This window comes from Candidatus Poriferisocius sp., assembly GCF_965204145.1.
GTDB lineage: Bacteria > Actinomycetota > Acidimicrobiia > Acidimicrobiales > Bin134 > Poriferisocius.
Genome location: NZ_OZ241977.1, coordinates 661,751 through 678,899, shown reverse-complemented (window position 1 = coordinate 678,899; position 17,149 = coordinate 661,751). Strand labels below are relative to the sequence as shown.

The 17,149-nt window shown below is 63.4% G+C and carries 15 protein-coding genes and 2 pseudogenes; 8 read left to right on the top strand and 9 right to left on the bottom strand.

Annotated elements, in window-relative coordinates:
- Positions 1-5: 5 nt before the first annotated feature.
- The 3 genes from ACOGI7_RS02985 to ACOGI7_RS02975 are packed head-to-tail and all read right to left on the bottom strand — an operon-like array spanning position 6 to position 3,688.
- The gene (locus ACOGI7_RS02985; protein WP_419850442.1) at positions 6-2,327 is read right to left on the bottom strand and encodes a xanthine dehydrogenase family protein molybdopterin-binding subunit; all 2,322 of its coding nucleotides are present in this window, start codon (positions 2,325-2,327) and stop codon (positions 6-8) included.
- The gene (locus tag ACOGI7_RS02980) at positions 2,320-2,811 is read right to left on the bottom strand and encodes a (2Fe-2S)-binding protein (RefSeq protein ID WP_419850441.1); all 492 of its coding nucleotides are present in this window, start codon (positions 2,809-2,811) and stop codon (positions 2,320-2,322) included. Before ACOGI7_RS02980 ends, ACOGI7_RS02985 begins: the two co-directional genes overlap by 8 nt.
- Positions 2,804-3,688 (bottom strand): FAD binding domain-containing protein, encoded by an 885-nt coding sequence (locus ACOGI7_RS02975; protein ID WP_419850440.1) that lies wholly within the window; start codon positions 3,686-3,688, stop codon positions 2,804-2,806. Before ACOGI7_RS02975 ends, ACOGI7_RS02980 begins: the two co-directional genes overlap by 8 nt.
- Positions 3,689-3,824: 136 nt before the next feature.
- Here ACOGI7_RS02975 and ACOGI7_RS02970 point away from each other — a divergent pair, with 136 nt between their 5' ends.
- Positions 3,825-4,667, top strand: coding sequence for a class I SAM-dependent methyltransferase (locus ACOGI7_RS02970; RefSeq protein WP_419850439.1), 843 nt, complete (start codon positions 3,825-3,827; stop codon positions 4,665-4,667).
- Between the two features lie 33 nt (positions 4,668-4,700).
- Here the strand turns inward: ACOGI7_RS02970 and ACOGI7_RS02965 are convergent, their stop codons facing one another.
- From ACOGI7_RS02965 to ACOGI7_RS02955, 3 genes are read right to left on the bottom strand one after another with little or no spacing between them, the layout of a single operon-like run.
- Positions 4,701-5,150, bottom strand: coding sequence for a nucleic acid-binding protein (locus ACOGI7_RS02965; RefSeq protein WP_419850438.1), 450 nt, complete (start codon positions 5,148-5,150; stop codon positions 4,701-4,703).
- Between the two features lies 1 nt (position 5,151).
- The gene (locus tag ACOGI7_RS02960) at positions 5,152-5,694 is read right to left on the bottom strand and encodes a hypothetical protein (protein ID WP_419850437.1); all 543 of its coding nucleotides are present in this window, start codon (positions 5,692-5,694) and stop codon (positions 5,152-5,154) included.
- A 31-nt stretch (positions 5,695-5,725) separates the two neighbouring features.
- The gene (locus tag ACOGI7_RS02955) at positions 5,726-6,988 is read right to left on the bottom strand and encodes an MFS transporter (RefSeq protein ID WP_419850436.1); all 1,263 of its coding nucleotides are present in this window, start codon (positions 6,986-6,988) and stop codon (positions 5,726-5,728) included.
- Positions 6,989-7,055: 67 nt separating this feature from the next.
- Between ACOGI7_RS02955 and ACOGI7_RS02950 the strand changes: the two genes are divergently transcribed.
- Together ACOGI7_RS02950 and ACOGI7_RS02945 are read left to right on the top strand one after the other, a co-directional pair.
- Positions 7,056-7,475 carry a nuclear transport factor 2 family protein gene (locus ACOGI7_RS02950; RefSeq protein WP_419850435.1) on the top strand — a complete coding sequence of 140 codons (420 nt, stop codon included), beginning with the start codon at positions 7,056-7,058 and terminating at the stop codon, positions 7,473-7,475.
- Positions 7,475-9,454, top strand: coding sequence for a 5'-nucleotidase C-terminal domain-containing protein (locus ACOGI7_RS02945; RefSeq protein ID WP_419850434.1), 1,980 nt, complete (start codon positions 7,475-7,477; stop codon positions 9,452-9,454). The genes ACOGI7_RS02950 and ACOGI7_RS02945 overlap by 1 nt, the downstream gene beginning before the upstream one ends.
- Before the next feature lie 48 nt (positions 9,455-9,502).
- Here the strand turns inward: ACOGI7_RS02945 and ACOGI7_RS02940 are convergent, their stop codons facing one another.
- The 3 genes and pseudogenes from ACOGI7_RS02940 to ACOGI7_RS02930 all read right to left on the bottom strand — a co-directional run.
- A complete protein-coding gene (locus tag ACOGI7_RS02940; protein WP_419850433.1) occupies positions 9,503-10,249 on the bottom strand; it encodes a nucleotidyl transferase AbiEii/AbiGii toxin family protein in 747 nt (248 codons plus the stop codon).
- On the bottom strand, positions 10,242-10,943 hold the full coding sequence (locus tag ACOGI7_RS02935) for a hypothetical protein (RefSeq protein ID WP_419851540.1): 702 nt from the start codon (positions 10,941-10,943) through the stop codon (positions 10,242-10,244). The genes ACOGI7_RS02940 and ACOGI7_RS02935 overlap by 8 nt, the downstream gene beginning before the upstream one ends.
- A 132-nt stretch (positions 10,944-11,075) precedes the next feature.
- Positions 11,076-11,237, bottom strand: a pseudogene (locus tag ACOGI7_RS02930) (transposase); the annotation flags it as partial.
- A 209-nt stretch (positions 11,238-11,446) separates the two neighbouring features.
- Between ACOGI7_RS02930 and ACOGI7_RS02925 the strand changes: the two are divergent.
- The 5 genes and pseudogenes from ACOGI7_RS02925 to ACOGI7_RS02905 form a co-directional block, all read left to right on the top strand.
- A complete protein-coding gene (locus ACOGI7_RS02925) occupies positions 11,447-11,635 on the top strand; it encodes a hypothetical protein (RefSeq protein ID WP_419850432.1) in 189 nt (62 codons plus the stop codon).
- Complete coding sequence (locus ACOGI7_RS02920) at positions 11,632-12,012, top strand: hypothetical protein (RefSeq protein ID WP_419850431.1); 381 nt, start codon at positions 11,632-11,634, stop codon at positions 12,010-12,012. The genes ACOGI7_RS02925 and ACOGI7_RS02920 overlap by 4 nt, the downstream gene beginning before the upstream one ends.
- Positions 12,013-12,494: 482 nt before the next feature.
- Positions 12,495-14,261 (top strand): hypothetical protein, encoded by a 1,767-nt coding sequence (locus ACOGI7_RS02915; protein ID WP_419850430.1) that lies wholly within the window; start codon positions 12,495-12,497, stop codon positions 14,259-14,261.
- Positions 14,258-16,408 (top strand): DEAD/DEAH box helicase family protein, encoded by a 2,151-nt coding sequence (locus ACOGI7_RS02910; RefSeq protein ID WP_419850429.1) that lies wholly within the window; start codon positions 14,258-14,260, stop codon positions 16,406-16,408. The genes ACOGI7_RS02915 and ACOGI7_RS02910 overlap by 4 nt, the downstream gene beginning before the upstream one ends.
- Positions 16,409-16,661: 253 nt before the next feature.
- Positions 16,662-17,090 (top strand): annotated as a pseudogene (locus ACOGI7_RS02905) (AAA family ATPase); the annotation flags it as partial.
- Between the last annotated feature and the right edge of the window lie 59 nt (positions 17,091-17,149).

The window sequence follows — 17,149 nt, the reverse complement described above, 5'->3', positions numbered from 1 at the left end:
CACTCCTAGGAGTCGAAAGCCGAGGCGATCAGGCCGAGCACCGCGTTGGGGTCGAGGGGCTGGCGGTTGGGATACACCCCGAAGGGGGCCAGGGCGTCGGCCACCGCGTTGAACACCGCGGGGGGCGCTCCGATGGCCCCGCCCTCGCCGGTTCCCTTGTGCCCGCCGGGGGTGTCGGAGGGCACCACCACGTGGCCGGTCTCCAGATCGGGCACCTCGGCCGCGGTGGGAACCAGATAGTCGAGGAAGGTGGACGCCAGAGGATTGCCGCTCTCGTCGTACACGCAGTGCTCATAGAGCACCCCGCCGATGCCCTGCACCACTCCCCCGGCGATCTGGCCGTCGACCACCATGGGGTTGATCAGCACCCCGCAGTCCTCGCTCACCACATAGCGCAAGAGCGTGACCTTGCCGGTGCCCGGATCGAGCTCGCAGGTGCAGATGTGGCAGGCGTTGGAGTGGGTGGAGGGCGGGGCCTTGTAGCGGGCGGTGTGCTCCAGGCCGGCCTCGGTGCCGGGGGGCAGCGCATCGGAGTTCTGGTAGGCGGTGGCCGCCACCTGGGCCATCGTCATCGACGCCGCCGGCGTGCCCTTGACCGAGACAACCCCGTCGGCCACCTCCAGGTCGTCGGCGGAGGCTTCCATCAGGTGGGCGGCGATGGCCACCACCTTGTCTCGCACGCCAGAGGCCGCGGCCCGGGCCGCGCTGCCGGCGATGACCGCCGAGCGGCTGCCGCCGGTGCCGAACCCGTAGCCGGAGCCGTGGCCCTGGTGCAGGGTGACGTCTTCGGGGCGAACCCCGAGCTCGTCGGCCACCAGCTGGGCGATGGTGGTCTCCAGGCTTTGGCCGTGCGAGCCGGTGCCCATGAACACGTTTACGTGGCCGTCTACCTCCACCCGGAGCATGGCCGACTCGGTGCCCAGCGGCCCCATGCCCATCGACGTGGGCTCTATGTAGAGGGCCATGCCCAGGCCCAGGTAGCGCCCCTCTTCGCGGGCCTTGGCCTGCTCGGCCCGGAAGTCGTCGTAGCCGATCATCTCGGCGGCCTGCTCCAGGGTCTGCTCCGGGGAGATGGTGGTCTCGAAGAACAGGCCGGTGGACACCTGATAGGGAAGGTCGTCGGGGTTCAGCACGTTTTGGCGGCGCAGCTCAAGGGGGTCCATGCCGATCTCCCGGGCCACCCGGTCGATCATCTGCTCTCGGGCCACACTTTCCATCTGCCACGGGCCTCGATAGGCCCCCCGGCCGCAGGTGTTGGTATAGACGGTGCGGGCCCGCCAGCTCACCGGCCCCATCCGGTAGGGGCCGGGATAGAGCATGGTGGCCATGGCGCCGGGCGTGGCCGGGCCGCCCAGCGGGTAGGCGCCGTCGTCTTCCAGCTGGTCGAGGTCGGCGGCCAAGAAGTTGCCGTTTTCGTCCACCGCCATGGTGACGGTCATCTGCTCGATGCGGGCGTGGTTGGAGGCCAGCAGGTTCTCGCGGCGGTCCTCGATCCACTTCACCGGGCTGGCCAGGAGCTTGGCGGCCACCAGCACCGCCATGTCCTCGCGGCCCAAGAACATCTTCTGGCCGAATCCGCCGCCCACATCGCCGAAGTGGACCACGATCTTGTGCTCGCCGATGCCCAGCACCCGGGCGCCGACGAGCTGCATCTCGTGGGGGCTCTGGGTGGAGGCCCACACCTCCATCACCCCGGCGTGGGGCTGCCAGGAGGCCACGATGCCCCGGGTCTCCATGGGCACGTTGGTCTGGCGGTGCTGGTGCCAGGTTTCGGTGATGATGTGGGCCGCGGTCTCGAAGGCCTCCTGCTGGGCCGGGTTGGGCACGGGCAGGTCGTGGGCCAGATTGCTGCCCAGCTCGGGATGGACGAGATCGTCGGATTCGGCCGCGGTCTCGTAGTTGACCACCGGGTCGAGCGGCTCGAACTCGACGTCGACCAACTCGAGGGCGTCCTCGGCGATGTAGCGGCTCTCGGCCACCACCATCACGTAGGGGTCGCCCACGAAGCGCACGTCTCCGTTGGCCAGCATGTTGGCGGGGGGCGCGGGCGACTCGGGCGGATGAAGCGACGCCCGCAGCGAATCGTTGTGGGAGTTGAGGTCGGCGCCGGTGAAAACGGCGTGAACCCCTTCGAGGGCCTCGGCTGCCGAGGTGTCGAGACGGGTGATGGTGGCCCGGGCCAGGTCGCTGCGCCCGAAGGCGGCGTGGAGCATGCCGGGCAGAACGATGTCGTCCACGTAGCGCCCGTGCCCGGTGACCAGGCGGGGGTCTTCCAGCCGCTTGACCGACTGGCCGACGTAGCGGGCGGCGGCAGCCGTGTTACTCATCATTGCCTCCTCGTAGAGCGGCGGCGGCTTGGCGGGTGGCGGCCACGATGCCCTGGTATCCGGTGCAGCGGCAGAGGTTGCCGGCGATGCCGTGGCGGATCTCGTCGTCGGACGGATCGGGGTTGGCTTCAAGGAAGGCGGCCACCGACACCACGAAGCCGGGGGTGCAGAACCCGCACTGAAGCCCGTGGCAGTCGCGGAACGCCTCCTGCACGGGGTGGAGCGTCTCATCGTCGGGGGCGAGCCCCTCCACAGTGGTGATGTGTGCGCCGTCGGCCTGCACCGCGAACAGAAGGCAGGAGCGCACAGCCTCGCCGTCCATCAGCACGGTGCACGAGCCGCATACCCCGTGCTCGCAGCCCAAGTGGACGCCGGTACACAGGGCCTGTTCCCGAAGGAAGTCGGCCAGGGTCAGCCGAGGCTCAGCCGCTCCTCGCCTGGCCCGGCCGTTGACCGTCATCGAAAGGGGGATCTGATCAGCCATTGCCAGCCTCCTCGGTCACCTGGGCTAGGGCGTCGGCCAGCACCCGCCCCACCAGGGTGGAGCCGGCCCGGCGGCGGTAGTCGGCGCTGGCGTGGACATCGCCGATCGGGTCCATGTCGTCGGCCGCCAGACGCCCGATCTCGGCGGGGTCGGCGTCGGCTGCGGCCAGCCCCATCAGCGCCGCCTCCACCGACGAGGCCCGCAGGGGAATGGGGCCCACGCCCAGCATGCCCACCGCGGCCCGGTTGATGCGCCCGGCAGCGTCGGTGCCGATGCCCACAGCAGCGCCGGCCAGCGCGAAGTCGCCGCTGCGCCGGGCGATCTCATCGAAGGCGAACGCGGCGGGCTGGTCCCAGGCCGAGAACCGCAGGGCGGTGAGCAGCTCATCGGGGGCCACTGCGGTCATGAACGTGGACTCGAAGAACTCGGCGGCCGGCACCTCTCGGGTGCCCGATGCCGAGGCGATCTCGGCGGTGCCGTCGAGGGCCAGCATCACCGCGGGGTATTCCGACGCCGGGTCGGCGTGGGCCACCGAGCCGCCGATGGTGCCCCGGTTGCGGATCTGGAAATGGCCGATGTGGGGGGTGGCCAGGTGCAGCAGCGGCACGCTTTCGGCCACCGTGGCGTCGGTCTCGACGGCCGCCTGGCGGGTCATGGCCGCGATGCGGACGCTGCCGTTGTCGGCGGTCACGCCGAACAGCTCGTCCACCCGGTTCAAGTCCACGATGTGCTCGAAGCGAGTAAGGCGCATGGCCAGCAGGGGCACCAAACTCTGGCCGCCGGCCAGGGGCTTGGCGTCGTCTCCGTGCTCGGCCAGCAGGCCCACCACGTCGGCCACCGTCTCGGGAGCGTGGTATTCAAAAGGAGCAGGTTTCACCGCCGGGGACTGTAGCCCGACTGGGCCGCATGGGTGCAGGCCAACCGGCCACAGCGGCTTGGCTTCCCTCGTAGCGGGCGCGTCGCACCAGCGCTTGGCCTGCCCCCATGCCCGAGCGTTCTGGCAGACTTGGGCGATGGCCGACGTAGCCGAGGCGCTCCGCACCTATTGGAACGACCGGGGACCGGTGTGGGTGGAGTATCGGGAGAGGCTGGACGCCATGCTCGCCCCCCTGGGAGAGGCTGCCATCGCCCGGCTGCACCCCGACCCCGGCGAGCATGTGCTGGACATCGGCTGCGGCACCGGCACCACCAGCCTGGAGCTGGCCCGCCTGGTGGGCGAGGCAGGGCATGTGACCGGGGTGGACGTGTCGGCACCCATGCTGGACGAGGCCCGCCGACGGGCCGTCGACGCCGGTTTGGGCAACACCGAGTTTGTGGTGGCCGATGCCGGCGCCCACCAGTTCGAGCCCCGGCACTTCGACGCTGCCTTCTCGCGAATGGGGATCATGTTCTTCGCCGAGCCGGTGGCCGGATTCACCAACCTCCGGCGGGCGCTGCGGCCCGGGGGCCGACTTACCTTTGTGTGCTGGCGCTCCCCCGCGGAGAACTCCTGGGTCACCGAGCCCGGACAGGCCGTGGCCGAGGTGCTGGGCCCGCCCGATCCGATGGATCCCGACGCGCCCGGCCCGTTCTCGCTGGCCTCGGCCGATCGGATCAGCTCGGTCCTCACCGGAGCCGGGCTGGTAGACATCGACATCACCCCCCACGACCTGCCGGTGAACATCGGCGGCGGCACCACCGATGAGCTGGTGCGCTACTACGTGGACCTGCTGCCCGGCGCGGCCATCCCCGAGAACGCCGACGAGCATGTGATCGACCGGGTCAAGGCCGCCCTCGGGGCCATGGTCGACCGCCGGCGCACCGCCGACGGCATCACCATGGGCGCCGCCGCCTGGCTGGTCAGCGCCCGGGCCTAGCGCTCGCAGCTCTATTGGCCGCGGCGGTCGACGTCAGATTTCAAACCACTGTTGGGCGCGGGTATAGCGGGCGAGATGGTCGACGTTGGTGGTGGCCACCACGACGGCGCCGCGGCCATGGGCAGCCTGAGCGCTTCTGGCCTGCGCGGCCAGGATGACATCCCCGTCGAGGGCGGCCTGGTGGGCGGTGGGCCGGCCGGCGTTGCGGGCATCGGCCCAAAGCAATGCCGCGTCATGCATCACCTCGGTGGTCAGCGGCAGGTACGTGTGGCCCACCCGGAGCTCATCGAGCCGGGCCACACTGGCTTGTCTGCCACCGCGCAACAGCTCGCGTCGGACTTCGTAGTCGGCAATCTCGGGAACGGCAAGCTCATTACCGCCTCCTAGATGTTTCCGGGCCCACCGGTAGACCTGTTGGAATGATTCGGTGGCCTTGGAATTGCACAGCATGCCCAACGGGCCGCTGTCCAGGATCAGCAGCATCTCAAAACGGGCGGCCCTCCGCGCGGCGGGTCTCCGCTAGGGCCTCCATGAGGAAGCGACCGGTCTCCTCATGCTCAGCGGCGTCACCCATCTGGGCCACCCGATCCAAAGCAGCCAGGGCGCGTTTCTTGTATGCCTCGGCGTCCCACGGCTGTTCTTCGTAACGCTCAGCCTTGGTGAAGTGGCGGGCGCCTTTGACCGCGCCCTTCTTGCCGGTTGACTCCCAGCCGAGCTTGGCCATCTTCAGCTTGATGGCCACTCCGACGGCCTGTCGGAAGCGGAGCGAGATGGGGTCGGATTCGAGCACATCGCCGATTTCAGGGTCGTCTTCCAGTATCCGGGCCACTCCGGCCAGCGCGGGCATCCCGTTCAACTCGGCATCAACCAACCGCTGCTCATTGGCCGGGTCGTTGAGCAGCCAGAAGAGCCGATCAGAAGCCTGGGGTCGGGCATCGAGCTCGACGACGTACTTAGCGGCGTGGGAGTCACGCTTGAAATCGCCGATGTTCAACAAAGCGCATCCCCGCCCGGGAGTCCTGTCCATCGACCCAATTTAGACATCCGATTTTCAGATGTCAACGAGCAACCCTCTGGCCGGCACTCGCCTGCGTTTGGCGGCGGGCCTGGCGTCCGGCGAGCACCGACCACACCACCACCAGCACGGTGGCCGCGGCCATGTAGCCGTGCATCTCCCGCAGCCCGATCTGGTCGGCCAAAGCCCCCATCGGGAACGCCACCAGGCTCTGGGCGCTGAACGCGATCATCACCAGGCTCTGCACCCGCCCGTGGTACACCGGCTCGGCCAGAAGCAGCGACATCGACATGTTGGCGGTCTGGAATGTGGTGGCCGCGCCGCCCAGCACGAACAGCACCGGCAGCGCGGCCCACTGGTTGGGAGTGATGGCCAACACGGCCACCCCGGCGGCCACCACGGTCAAGCTGATCACCCGCAGTCGCCAGAGCTGTGTGTTGTCGCGCATCCGGGCCACTTGCAGCGCGGTGACGGTGCCGCCCAGCGCGTTGGCCCCCTGGAGAACGCCCAGCCACAGCACTCCCACCCCGAACACGCTCTCGGTGTATTTGGGCAGAAACGCCTGATAGGGCATGGCAACCAGCAGCATGAGCGCAGTGGAGATCACCACCACCCGCAGATAGGGATTCCGAGCGACATAGCCCACCCCCTCGGCAATCTCCTCCAGGGGGCTGTGGGCTTCGCGCTGCTGGGGCCGCGACGACGGCAGCATGAGCACCGGAATGGCCCCCACCGTGGTGAGACCGGCGCTCAGCAGGTAAACCCCGGCCAAGCCGAAATTGGGCGTATCGGCCAGAACCCCGGCGACGAACGGCCCCACCGACTGGGTGCTGGCCACGGTGAGCTGGGTGAGCGATATGGCGTTGGACAGCAGCTCGCGCTCCACCACCTCGCCGGTCATGGCGATCCGGGCCGGTCCCATGAACGCGAACGACGACCCCTGGATCACCGACGCCACCAGCAGCATCCAGAACTCCTCCAGGCCCAGCACCACCATGATTCCCAGCCACAAGGCGCTCAAGGTGAGAGAGACATGGGAGCCGAGGATCAGCGCCCGACGGGGGAAGCGGTCGGCGGCCACGCCCCCGAACGGGGTGACGGTAACCATGCCGATGCCGAAGGCACCCAGCACTAAAGCAAAGCTGGAGTTGCTGTCGGTGAGCTCGATGGCCAGCCAGCCCCGAGCCAATATCTGCATGCCCACGGCCAGAAACGCCACCAGCCCCGACCACCACAACAGGGCATAAGCCCGGTTGGACAGCGACGCGAACATCCCGGTGGTGGAACCAGGGCTCACATCGCTCACACTGCGACGGTACCGGCCATCGGCATTCGACGCGGCACTTGGCGACCGGCTGTCGTAGTTTCAGGCCATGGGTGATCGAGGAACAGCGGAGGAGACCAAGGCCGTGCTGCGCCGGTGGTATGACGAGATGTGGGGGGCGCAGAATCCGGACTTGGTGCCGGAGTTGGCCGGGCCGGTCTATGTGCGCCACGAGATGGGCGGCACCCGCTCGGTGACCGCCGAGGAGTACCAGCAGCAGGTGGCCGCGCTGTGCAGCCAGGCCGAGTTCACCGACCTGCGCTACCGGCTCATCGCCGAGGACGACCACGTGGTGGCCATCGGCACCTGGAAGGTGGACGGCAACCAATGGGACTGGGTGCAGGCCTTTCGGGCCGAGAACGGCAAGCTGGTGGAGACCTGGCTGTCGGGCATCGGTTTCGAGTCGAACTGGGCTCCCGAGGTGATACGCCCCTCACTGAGAGTTCATCAACACAAGGGAGCCGACTGATGAAGATCCGCCGTATCGCGTGGGCACTGATCGCCTTGGGGCTGGCCGCCGCCCTGCTGGGCTCGGTCACCGCTGGCGCCCAAGAAGTCGAGACCACCAGCGAGAGCAGTGGCGACCTCCAACTGGTGATCCTGCACCACAACGACGGCGAATCGCAGTTGGTGCAGGCGTCGTCGTCCGCCCCTGATCATGGCGGCGTGGCCCGCTTCGCCTCGCTAGTACACCAACTGCGGTCCCAGGCCGCCGACGATGGCGCTGCCGTGATCACCATCAGCTCGGGCGACAACTTCTTGAGCGGCCCCGAACTGTCGGTGAGCCTCGGCGACGACAGCCCGTTCTATGACGCGCTGGCTCTCAACTTGATCGGCTACGACGCCTTGACCATCGGCAACCATGAGTTCGACCTTGGGCCCGATCTTCTGGCTCGGTTCATCTCCGAGACCACGACCGCCCCGTTCATCAGCGCCAACCTGGACTTCTCCGGCGAGCCCGCTCTGGCCGCGCTGGTGGAGCAGGGCCGGATCGCCAAGTCGACAGTGGTGGAGAAGCAGGGCCGGAGCATCGGCATCATCGGTGCCACCACCCCTGAGCTGACCTACATCTCCAGCCCCCGCAACGTGCAGGTGATGTCCAACGTGGCCGAGGTCGTGCAGGCCGAGATCGACCGGCTGACCGGCGACGGGGTGGACATAATCGTGCTGTCCACCCACTTGCAGGCCCTGAGCAGCGAGGTCGACCTGGCCTCCCACCTGACTGGCGTAGATGCCATCGTGGCCGGCGGCAGTGATGTCCTGTTGGCCGACTACGGCGTTCTGCTGCTGCCCGACGACCCCGATCCCCACCGCTACGGCCCCTACCCGTACTCTGTCCCACTATCCGACGGGACCAGCGTTCCCATCGTGACCACGCCAGGCGACTACACCTACGTGGGTCGACTAGTTCTGACCATCGACGCCGACGGGAACGTGACCGCCATCGACGAGACCAGCGGCTTGCGCCGAGTGATCGGCGGCGAGGAATCCGATGCAGTGGAACCCCACCCCGACGTGCAGGCCCAGGTGACTGAACCCGTGGCCGCAGCGTTGGCCGAGCTGGCCGCCACCCCAGTGGGCACCACCGAGGTGCCCCTGGACGGGCGCCGCTCTCCAGGCATCCGCACCCACGAGACCAACCAGGGCAACCTGCTGGCCGACGCCCTGCTGTGGAACAGCCAACGGCTGGCCGCCGACTTCGGTGTGCCCGAACCGGCCGTGGCCCTCCAGAACGGCGGCGGGATCCGCAACGACTCGGTGATCCCAGTCGGGCCGATCAGCCTGCTGGAGACCTTCAACATCTCCCCGTTCGGCAACCTCGTGACCGTGATCGAAGACGTGTCGCCCGCTCAGGTAAAGGTGCTGCTGGAGAACGCCGTATCCCGAGTGGAGAGCTCCAGCGGACGCTTCGCCCAGGTGGCCGGACTGAGCTTCGTCTACGACCCGGCCGGCACCCCCCAGGAGATCGGCGACGACAACACCGTCACCACCGAGGGCACCCGAGTGCAGTCGATCACCCTCGACGATGGCACCGCGCTGGTGAGCGACGGCGCCGTGGTGGACGGTGCCCCCTCAATCGCCCTGGTCACCCTCAACTTCCTGGCCAACGGCGGCGACCAATACCTCTTCGGCGACGGCACCCGAACCCACCTGGGCCTCACCGACCAGCAGTCCCTGGCCTCCTACATCAGCGACGGCCTAAACGGCACCATCCCCGCCGCCCAATACCCCGAAAGCGGCGAGGGCCGCATCACCACCGTGGCTGCCGAGATGGACGACATGAACGACGGCATGGATGACATGACCGGCGAAGAACTCCCCGCCACCGGCACAGAAAGCCGCCTGCTCTTCCTAATCGCCGCCGCCCTAATCATCGCCGGCCTCCTACTGGCCGCCGCCTCCCACCTCACCACCGCCACCCACCGCCGCAAGCGCCTCACCGTCTAATCCCCAGGCCCCAACCCAACCCCCCGTTCAGGAGCGACTAGCCCAATCTCAGCTAGCCGCTCCTCCGGCGGGTTTGGGTCTATCGGGAAGGTCAGGAGCGGGGACTGTCGGACTGGCGATAATCTCGTGGTGGAGATACTTGCGCAGGTCTTGTGCCCTAGCGCTGAGGTAGTCGAGCGTGTCGTCATCATCGTCGAATACCCGATCGGGCTGGAGCGGACCGGGATCCTCTAGCAGGTCCACGATCCTGGAGAGGTCGCGGCTGGCAGTGGTTGTTCCGTATCGCCGCATATGGAACAAGATGCCGTCCTCGAGCGAGTAGGGCGACAGCTCATCAATGGCCTTGATGTCGATGTAGTCGCGCAGTTTCGGTCGCAGCAGAATGACATCCAACTTGGCTGCCAGCAGGTCGGGCAGCGATCCCACTCGCATTCCACTGACTTGAATCGGGGCACTCAACACCGTCAGGTGCCCCACCTCTGGTCGGGGTTGCGGCCGGAACACTTGCACGGCAACACCGTCAATCCGGGTATCAAGTGCATCTGTGCCCGCGCTGAGTGTTTCGACCCGCCTTTCCGGCGCGAGCTGGACGAGTTCGCCGACGAGGGCCTCACCGGAGAAAGACCCGTCAGTCATGAAGTCCAAGTCGAACGAAGTCCTGTGCTTCAGATGAATCGTCAGCGCCGTTCCCCCCATCAGCGACCCGTCGATTCCACGGACTGCCTGTGCCAGCACCGGCCACACTCCGATCATCTCGGCGGGGAGCACATCGTTGTAGTCGCCAATCTCAGGCACGGCCGCTCCTCCTGTCGATGGCGGCGTCTATGTAGGCGGCGAGACGGCCAGTGTCGTACCCGCGCATTTGTCTGCACTTGGACAGGGCGCTCACCGGCAGCGACTTAAGCGCCCATTCTCTTGCCGCTCTGTCGGGGCTGTCGAGTACCACGCTGGCGACGTAGTCCGCATGTTCGGGGAGCTTGAGCTCAGCCGCTTCGGTTCCAGACCAGAACACCCACCAGAACTCAGGCGGAACCCGCTTGGGGCACTCCCCGTCCTCGCTTCTCGACAGCCGTGGCAGATGGGCCAATGCCGCCACGCATTCCTCCGTCAAGTCCAAGTACCACAAGTCGACGTCGAGGGACCTGTACCCCCAGGGAATGCTGGCGGCCTCCTTGCGGGCGAATTTGTTCTCGGCGAGACGCCCCAAGCACCTCTGGGCATGCCTCTTGGAGATGTGCGCCGCAATAGCCACCTCTTCTGCCCGAACGCCCCGAGGCCTGTCACGGAGCACCGCCAAACACGCCCGCTCAGACGCAGTCATGTCGGCGGTCGGATCGTGTTCTGCGGCGAGGTAGCCGGGCAGCCGTGACCGCTTCGCCTCGGCGGGATCGGGGTGCTGACCGAGCAGCGCCCGGAGTCGTTCCTCGCCAGGCGGTTTCCCCGTCGCCTCCAAAGCGGCCAACACCCGGCCAGCCGTCGCCGATGACACCCCGAGCATGCGAGCCAACTCAGAGCGACGGCCCTGCCAACGCATTGCCGCCGTGACCCACCCACCAACCCCAATCCTCGATCCGTGCATGGCCGTACCGGTGGTGACGGTGAAGTCGCCGCGGCATCTACGACACCGCCACCTAAGAGGCGAAACCGCCGACCGCACCGCGACATCCCTCGAACCGCAGAGTGAACATTCCGGACCGTCCGGCCAACGCAAACCGGCGATGAGCAGCTCAGCCCCGAGGTCGTCAAACAGCTCTCCTACCAGCTCCGACTGTGCTCCCGTCACCAAACCAGAATACCCAGATGGGGTGCTAACTTCAAAAACATACAATGCAGGTGTCTAGCTGCCAGCAGCAAGCTCAACTGAGCCTCAGCGGAAAGCAGGCTGCTGCTTCGGCCCACGTCTTGCCGCACTTGTCACACCGTTAACAAGTCTTCGCAACCTGCGAGAAGACTTATCACAACTTGTCATAAGTTGTGATAGGTAGTCCTTGTATGACCATCGGACCCCAGTCCCGCGCCAATCAGGCTGTCCGCGAGGTCCGGCAAGGCGCTCATTTGCTGGCCGAACAGAACCACGGCCACGACGCCTTGCGCGAGTTGTTGCACGAATGGTCCGAAGAAACAGGCCTGCCCGACCCCAATGAGGTCGCCGCAATGCGCCGCCGCTACTTCACTCAGTGATCCCCGACGCAGGACTCCTTGCAGCGATCGACCGCGGCGAGTCCACCGCTCACTCCTTCCTAACCGCCGCATTGCAGGAGGGCGCCGCGCTGCGCACGACCGCTCCGGTTGTCGCCCAGGTGTGGCGCGACGGAAGCCGACAGGCCAAGCTCGCCAAGTTCCTCGAATCAGTAGAGATTCCCGATTTCACCCTTGCCGATGCCCCAGTGGTGGGAGGCCTGCTCCGCCGATCCCAAACCTCAGACGTCGTCGACGCCCATATCGTGGCCCTCGCCCTCCGCCTCGACGACAGCATCATCACCGCCGACACCCCCGACTTCTCCGCCCTCACCTCCCACCTCGGCCACAAAGCCCCACACATACATCCCTGGCCATAGCGGGCAGGCCGTTGCTGGGTGGCTACCCCAATTCATCAAGCCAATCAAGAAACCGGAGATGCCAGCCCTGGGAGACCCAGCCGTGTCAGTAGCTGGCAAGCCAATCAGCAGCCCATCGCATATCTCACCTGACAACGCTGGCTACAAAGTCTCGGTGAATGGCAGCCGCGCATGACGAACGAGGGTACGCAGAGTTGCACACCGTCAGGAGCCGTGCATAGCATTTTTTGCCTAAGCGATAGGCCGTTGGGACATTAGGTCGTACCGGAGGGATGCAACTGGGTGCCCATACGCACCCAAGAAGCGGCTTCACCAACAAGACGCGAGGAACAAAAGAACAGATGCAACAGCCGCCTGATAAGAGTTCTCCTGCCTTTGGACCCTCCGACAACAACCGACATCCAGTTGTAGGGTCCGGACAACTGAAGTCAGTTTCTCACTCAAGCAATTCTGAAACGCAATTTCGCGACAAGTTTACCTGGATGGCTTACGTTGCCAATGAACCGATTGAGTACGAAATTTTCGACGTTAGAGCCCAAAACGTGTTTAAACGCAATGACTACTTGACTTGGGGACATTTGGGAACTTTGACCGACGAAGCATTGTACCGAATGCAGAATATTGGAACTCTTACAGTTGAGCGGATCAACAAGGCGCTCGAAAGCCACAAGCCCACCATCTCGAGAGACATATGGGCAGACAATATTGCTCTGCAACGAGACAGCGAAACCAAAACAACTCTCCCTGATCCAAATACATATGTTGCAATTGAATGGGCAAGAGCATTCACGGATGATGACACTTTAGGTGGCCTTCTCAAGGCGCACGAAAATGGGATTGACATTCCCCCAGAGGTCGCTAAAGCAATAGCAGTCATACATGCTACCCCAATATCACAACTTACGGGGCACCAAGTTCCCCTGCTGGGAGACCAGATTGATGAACTGATTGCCGAGGTACACGAACCTGAGCTATTTCTCGCCAGAGAATGCTCGCGACAAAGGCCAACCTTAGAAGAGCTTGGAGATAGTCGTGGCCTGACCCGTGAACGAATCAGACAAATTGTTGCTAAAGATGCCGGTTATATTCGAGAAGCATCTGCGAGCGAGCGATTCCAGACTGTTCAATGGGGGGCTGAGCGATTGAGCGCTGAATTTGGTCTAGTCATTCCCGCTGACCATCACGCCGTCAAACAATGGAAGACCAGGTTGGGTGATTATCGATTTGAAATTTTACGATGGATTGCTGGATATGTTTACAAAGACCACCTACTCCAGAAGGGTGTCAATGCGCGGTCGGAACTATTGGCGCTAATAGCTGACACCATAGGGGACGGATGGTTGGTCAATATTGAAGATGTGCTTAGCGATCTTGGAATCCCTATTCTCTCCGATGTAGCGCAGAACACTTTGGTGGATTCCGGCGGTTGGCGCAATATTGGTGATGGATGGTTGGTCAAGTGGGGTGGCACAATTCACGACAAGGCCGAGCGCGTCCTCAGGCTAACTTGTAGGCCCATGACACCAGTAGAACTCATTGAGGCCATCGGCCATGGTTCTGCCGGTTCACTCAAGAACAGACAGGGCTCAAACCTGATGCGTGTAGACATGGCGTTTCGGCTTGCGCCACGGGACTGGGAACTTGAGGAATATGAGGGCATCATTACGGAGATAACCCAGAGAATTGAACGCGGAAGAGGTGTTGCCAGCAAAGCAGCAATAATCGAAGAATTTACGAATGATTTTGGCAACAGTGTCACATCTATCAACATGAATCTTGGTCTCCCGATATTCAATGTCGTTGGTGACTCGGTTAGGTTCGCAGACTCATTCAGCTTTGACCCGATACCTCCATCGACAGTGGCAGGGGTTATTCAAACAAGAGAGGGTTGGGGGGAGCGGCACACAGTTACTGAAGACCACATGCGAGGCTATTCCTTCGGCATCAACCCGCATGTTGCCTGGGCGAACGGATTGCGGCCATCAGACAGTCTAGTCGTCAGCGTGAATGATTCCTCACTGCATGAAGCCAGCGTTATCTGGAGAATCACTAATCTCAATGGAAAAGTCGACGTCGGACGTCTTCGCCCGTGGCTGGAAGAGCGCCAAATTGGTCCTGGGGTATGCCTTCTTCTTTGCCCAACCCCCACCGGAGTGGCTGTCCACGTCGGCGAAGAGGAAATACAAGCCGCCCGTCCCGTAGCCCCCCCGATTGATCCTGACATAGCAGCAATGATGGAAGATCTGTGACTGCAATCCAGCTCAAGCCCCTGGTCCCACCGGCCAGGCTGACCGATTACTCCAGTTTCAAGCGCCGGTACAGCAGCGATGCCGATGACTTAATTCATGACTTCTTTGTCCCCGCACTAAGCCGGGCTGTCAGGTACGACCGCGCCGTCGGCTATTTCACAGCTGGAGCCCTTGCTCGGCTTGCCCCCGCATTGGAGGCATTCTTGGCCAGGGCCGATGAGTCCAGTGCCCCGATCCGAGTCGTCGCCTCCCCCAACCTGCCGGAGATTGACCTGCGACACATGGACCTCGGATACCAAAGACGCTCCATTGAACAGGAATGCACCCACCACCGGCCCGAATTCGACGATGCGCTGAGAGCAATAACCTGGATGATCGAACATGAGCTGATGGAGTTTTGGCTTATCTCGGGCTACGCCGACGGGACCGAGTGCCTTTACCACGAGAAAATCGGAGTGATCGAGGATGAGGAAGGCAATTATCTGACCTTTGAAGGATCTCCGAATGAGACCTTTTCTGGACTCGGAGGGAATATTGAGTCATTCCCGGTACACCGTTCCTGGGTGGCGGCCGAGGCTCCGCACGCTGCCGATGCCAAAGCAGCCGTCGATGATCTGTTCAATCCCGCGGGACTACGCACATTGAGGGTCGAGCCCTTCCCCAAGGCGCTGGAGGAGGGGCTGGTGAACACGTACTCGCCGCGACGGCCCCGCACCCGTGCTTCAAAGAGGCCTCAAAAGATGGCAAACCGCACGCAAAGGACGGATGATGCTGACGTGTTGAACCTCCCCGAGGTGCCCGACGAAATCGAGTTCCGCCCGTACCAGAGCACTGCCATCAGGGCCTGGTTCAATGCCGAGGGTCGCGGCCTGCTGGCCATGGCGACCGGGACGGGAAAGACCATCACCGCCCTCGGCATGATTGAGCGCCTCGCGCGCATCTACCAAGAGCCCCCTGGGCTGTCGGTCCTGGTCTTGGTGCCCGATAACAGCCTGGTGGAGATGTGGGAAGGTGAACTGCGGAAGTGGGCCATGGCCCCTGTTTGCTCGACTCATCCCGGTGCCCTCACCCGACTTGGGAACGCCTTGAGAACTCAGCGAGTGAAGGGCGGTACGTCGGTTGCGGTTTGGACAGCTCAGTCTGCTGCCAACAAGAGATTCCAGTCGACGCTTAACGATTACCCGAGCCCTCGGCTCTTGGTTGCAGACGAATGCCATGCCCTCGGCTCAGCCGGCAATCAACAGCTGTTGACTGAGCAGTTTCACTACAGACTCGGGCTCTCGGCCACTATCGACCGGCACCTTGACCCAGACGGGACAGACATCATCAAGGACTACTTCGGTGAAGTGCTGCTGGACATCGGTATCGGCGAAGCGGTCCGTCTCGGGGCGCTGTGTCATTACGTCTATACTCCGGTGCTCGTCCCTCTTGGCAGTGAGGAGATGGACGAGTACGCCCGGCTAAGCCACGAGATCGGCAAACGAATCCGAATGTCTAGCGGGTTGAGCATCCAGGATTTCGATGACTCCGCAAAGATGTTCATGCTCGAGAGGGCCCGTCTTCTCTGGCACGCTGAAGGCAAAGTAGGCGCGTTTCGCGAAGCAGTGGAATCGCTACCCGAAACCCAGCGAAACTATTCCCTCGTGTACACGGCGGAAGGAGAGTCGCCGCTCACGGGAGAACGCCAAGGACCCTTGGTCCACGAGGCTGCATCCAGCCTCGGACTACGCTTCCACAACTTTATGGGTGACACGCCCTTGGGCGTTCGCTCACACCTGCTGACAGAACTGGGGTCGGGAGCCATAGACGGCCTAGTAGCGATGAAGTGTCTCGACCAAGGCATCGATGTCCCGACAGCTCGCACCGCCCACTTCCTCGCCTCCACCAAGAACCCCCGCCAGTACATCCAGCGTCGCGGGCGGATTCTTCGACAGCCACAAGATGGTTCCACTAAGGTCGCCAGCGCTTTCGACTACATCGCCTATCCAGAGTTTGCCGAGAACTTCAATATGGAACGCAAGCTGGTGGCCCAGGAGATCCTGCGGGCCAAGGAGATGGCCGAGGCAGCCGACAACAAAAATCAGGCCGTCGCCATGCTCCGCCCTCTGCTGGACCGCTACAACCTATGGGACACACTAGGAGAATGATAATGGTGTCAGAGTCAGAAGTAACTGTCGCAGAATTCTATGAACCCGTAATGTCACACAGGCGTCCCGAGGTCATAAGACTGGTGATCCGATTGCTCCAAGATGAATTTAAACAAGCCAGCGATCTGGAGGCCAGCATTGTCACGGCAGCAGCTTTAGCGAGAGCAGAGCCGTTACGAGAGGAGTGGACCAGTGACATCGATGGGAGGATTACGACTCTCGATGATGCCAATGCCGGCGAAGGAGGATCCTCGTGAAGTTCCTACGTCTTGAGGTAGACAATTGGCGACCCTTTAGAGGGGAGTCCTTTATGGATATCGCTGCCTCTGATAACCAGCCGATCACTTTAATATTTGGCAAGAACGGGGGAGGAAAGACATCCCTACTCAGCGCCATCTACTGGTGTCTATATGGCAAAATGGACCTTGAAGAAGGTAAAGGCAAACAGCATTACGTTAACGATCACGCCGTCCAATTAGGCAACGCTACGAAGTCCAACCCAGTGAAGGCCACCGTTACACTGTATGCCTCACAAACAAGAGAAGGCGACACGTGGCTTTATCGAATTCGACGCAACCATAGAGCATACGAACGTAACGGTACCCGCTACGAAGAACCAGACGGCGTTACCTTGGACAGAGTATCGCCTTACAGTGGTTATACAATCGCCGATGACATCAGTACTGCCTTTGACCATCCCGATTCACATTCCGAGACCTTTGAAAATCAGCAGGCAAAAGA

Excerpts from the sequence above, each read along its gene's own strand:
- ACOGI7_RS02965 (WP_419850438.1), bottom strand. The coding sequence starts at position 5,150 with ATGCTGCTGATCCTGGACAGCGGCCCGTTGGGCATGCTGTGCAATTCC.
- ACOGI7_RS02970 (WP_419850439.1), top strand. The coding sequence starts at position 3,825 with ATGGCCGACGTAGCCGAGGCGCTCCGCACCTATTGGAACGACCGGGGA.
- ACOGI7_RS02915 (WP_419850430.1), top strand. The coding sequence starts at position 12,495 with ATGGCTTACGTTGCCAATGAACCGATTGAGTACGAAATTTTCGACGTT.
- ACOGI7_RS02945 (WP_419850434.1), top strand. The coding sequence starts at position 7,475 with ATGAAGATCCGCCGTATCGCGTGGGCACTGATCGCCTTGGGGCTGGCC.
- ACOGI7_RS02960 (WP_419850437.1), bottom strand. The coding sequence starts at position 5,694 with ATGGACAGGACTCCCGGGCGGGGATGCGCTTTGTTGAACATCGGCGAT.
- ACOGI7_RS02925 (WP_419850432.1), top strand. The coding sequence starts at position 11,447 with ATGACCATCGGACCCCAGTCCCGCGCCAATCAGGCTGTCCGCGAGGTC.
- ACOGI7_RS02950 (WP_419850435.1), top strand. The coding sequence starts at position 7,056 with ATGGGTGATCGAGGAACAGCGGAGGAGACCAAGGCCGTGCTGCGCCGG.
- ACOGI7_RS02985 (WP_419850442.1), bottom strand. The coding sequence starts at position 2,327 with ATGAGTAACACGGCTGCCGCCGCCCGCTACGTCGGCCAGTCGGTCAAG.
- ACOGI7_RS02980 (WP_419850441.1), bottom strand. The coding sequence starts at position 2,811 with ATGGCTGATCAGATCCCCCTTTCGATGACGGTCAACGGCCGGGCCAGG.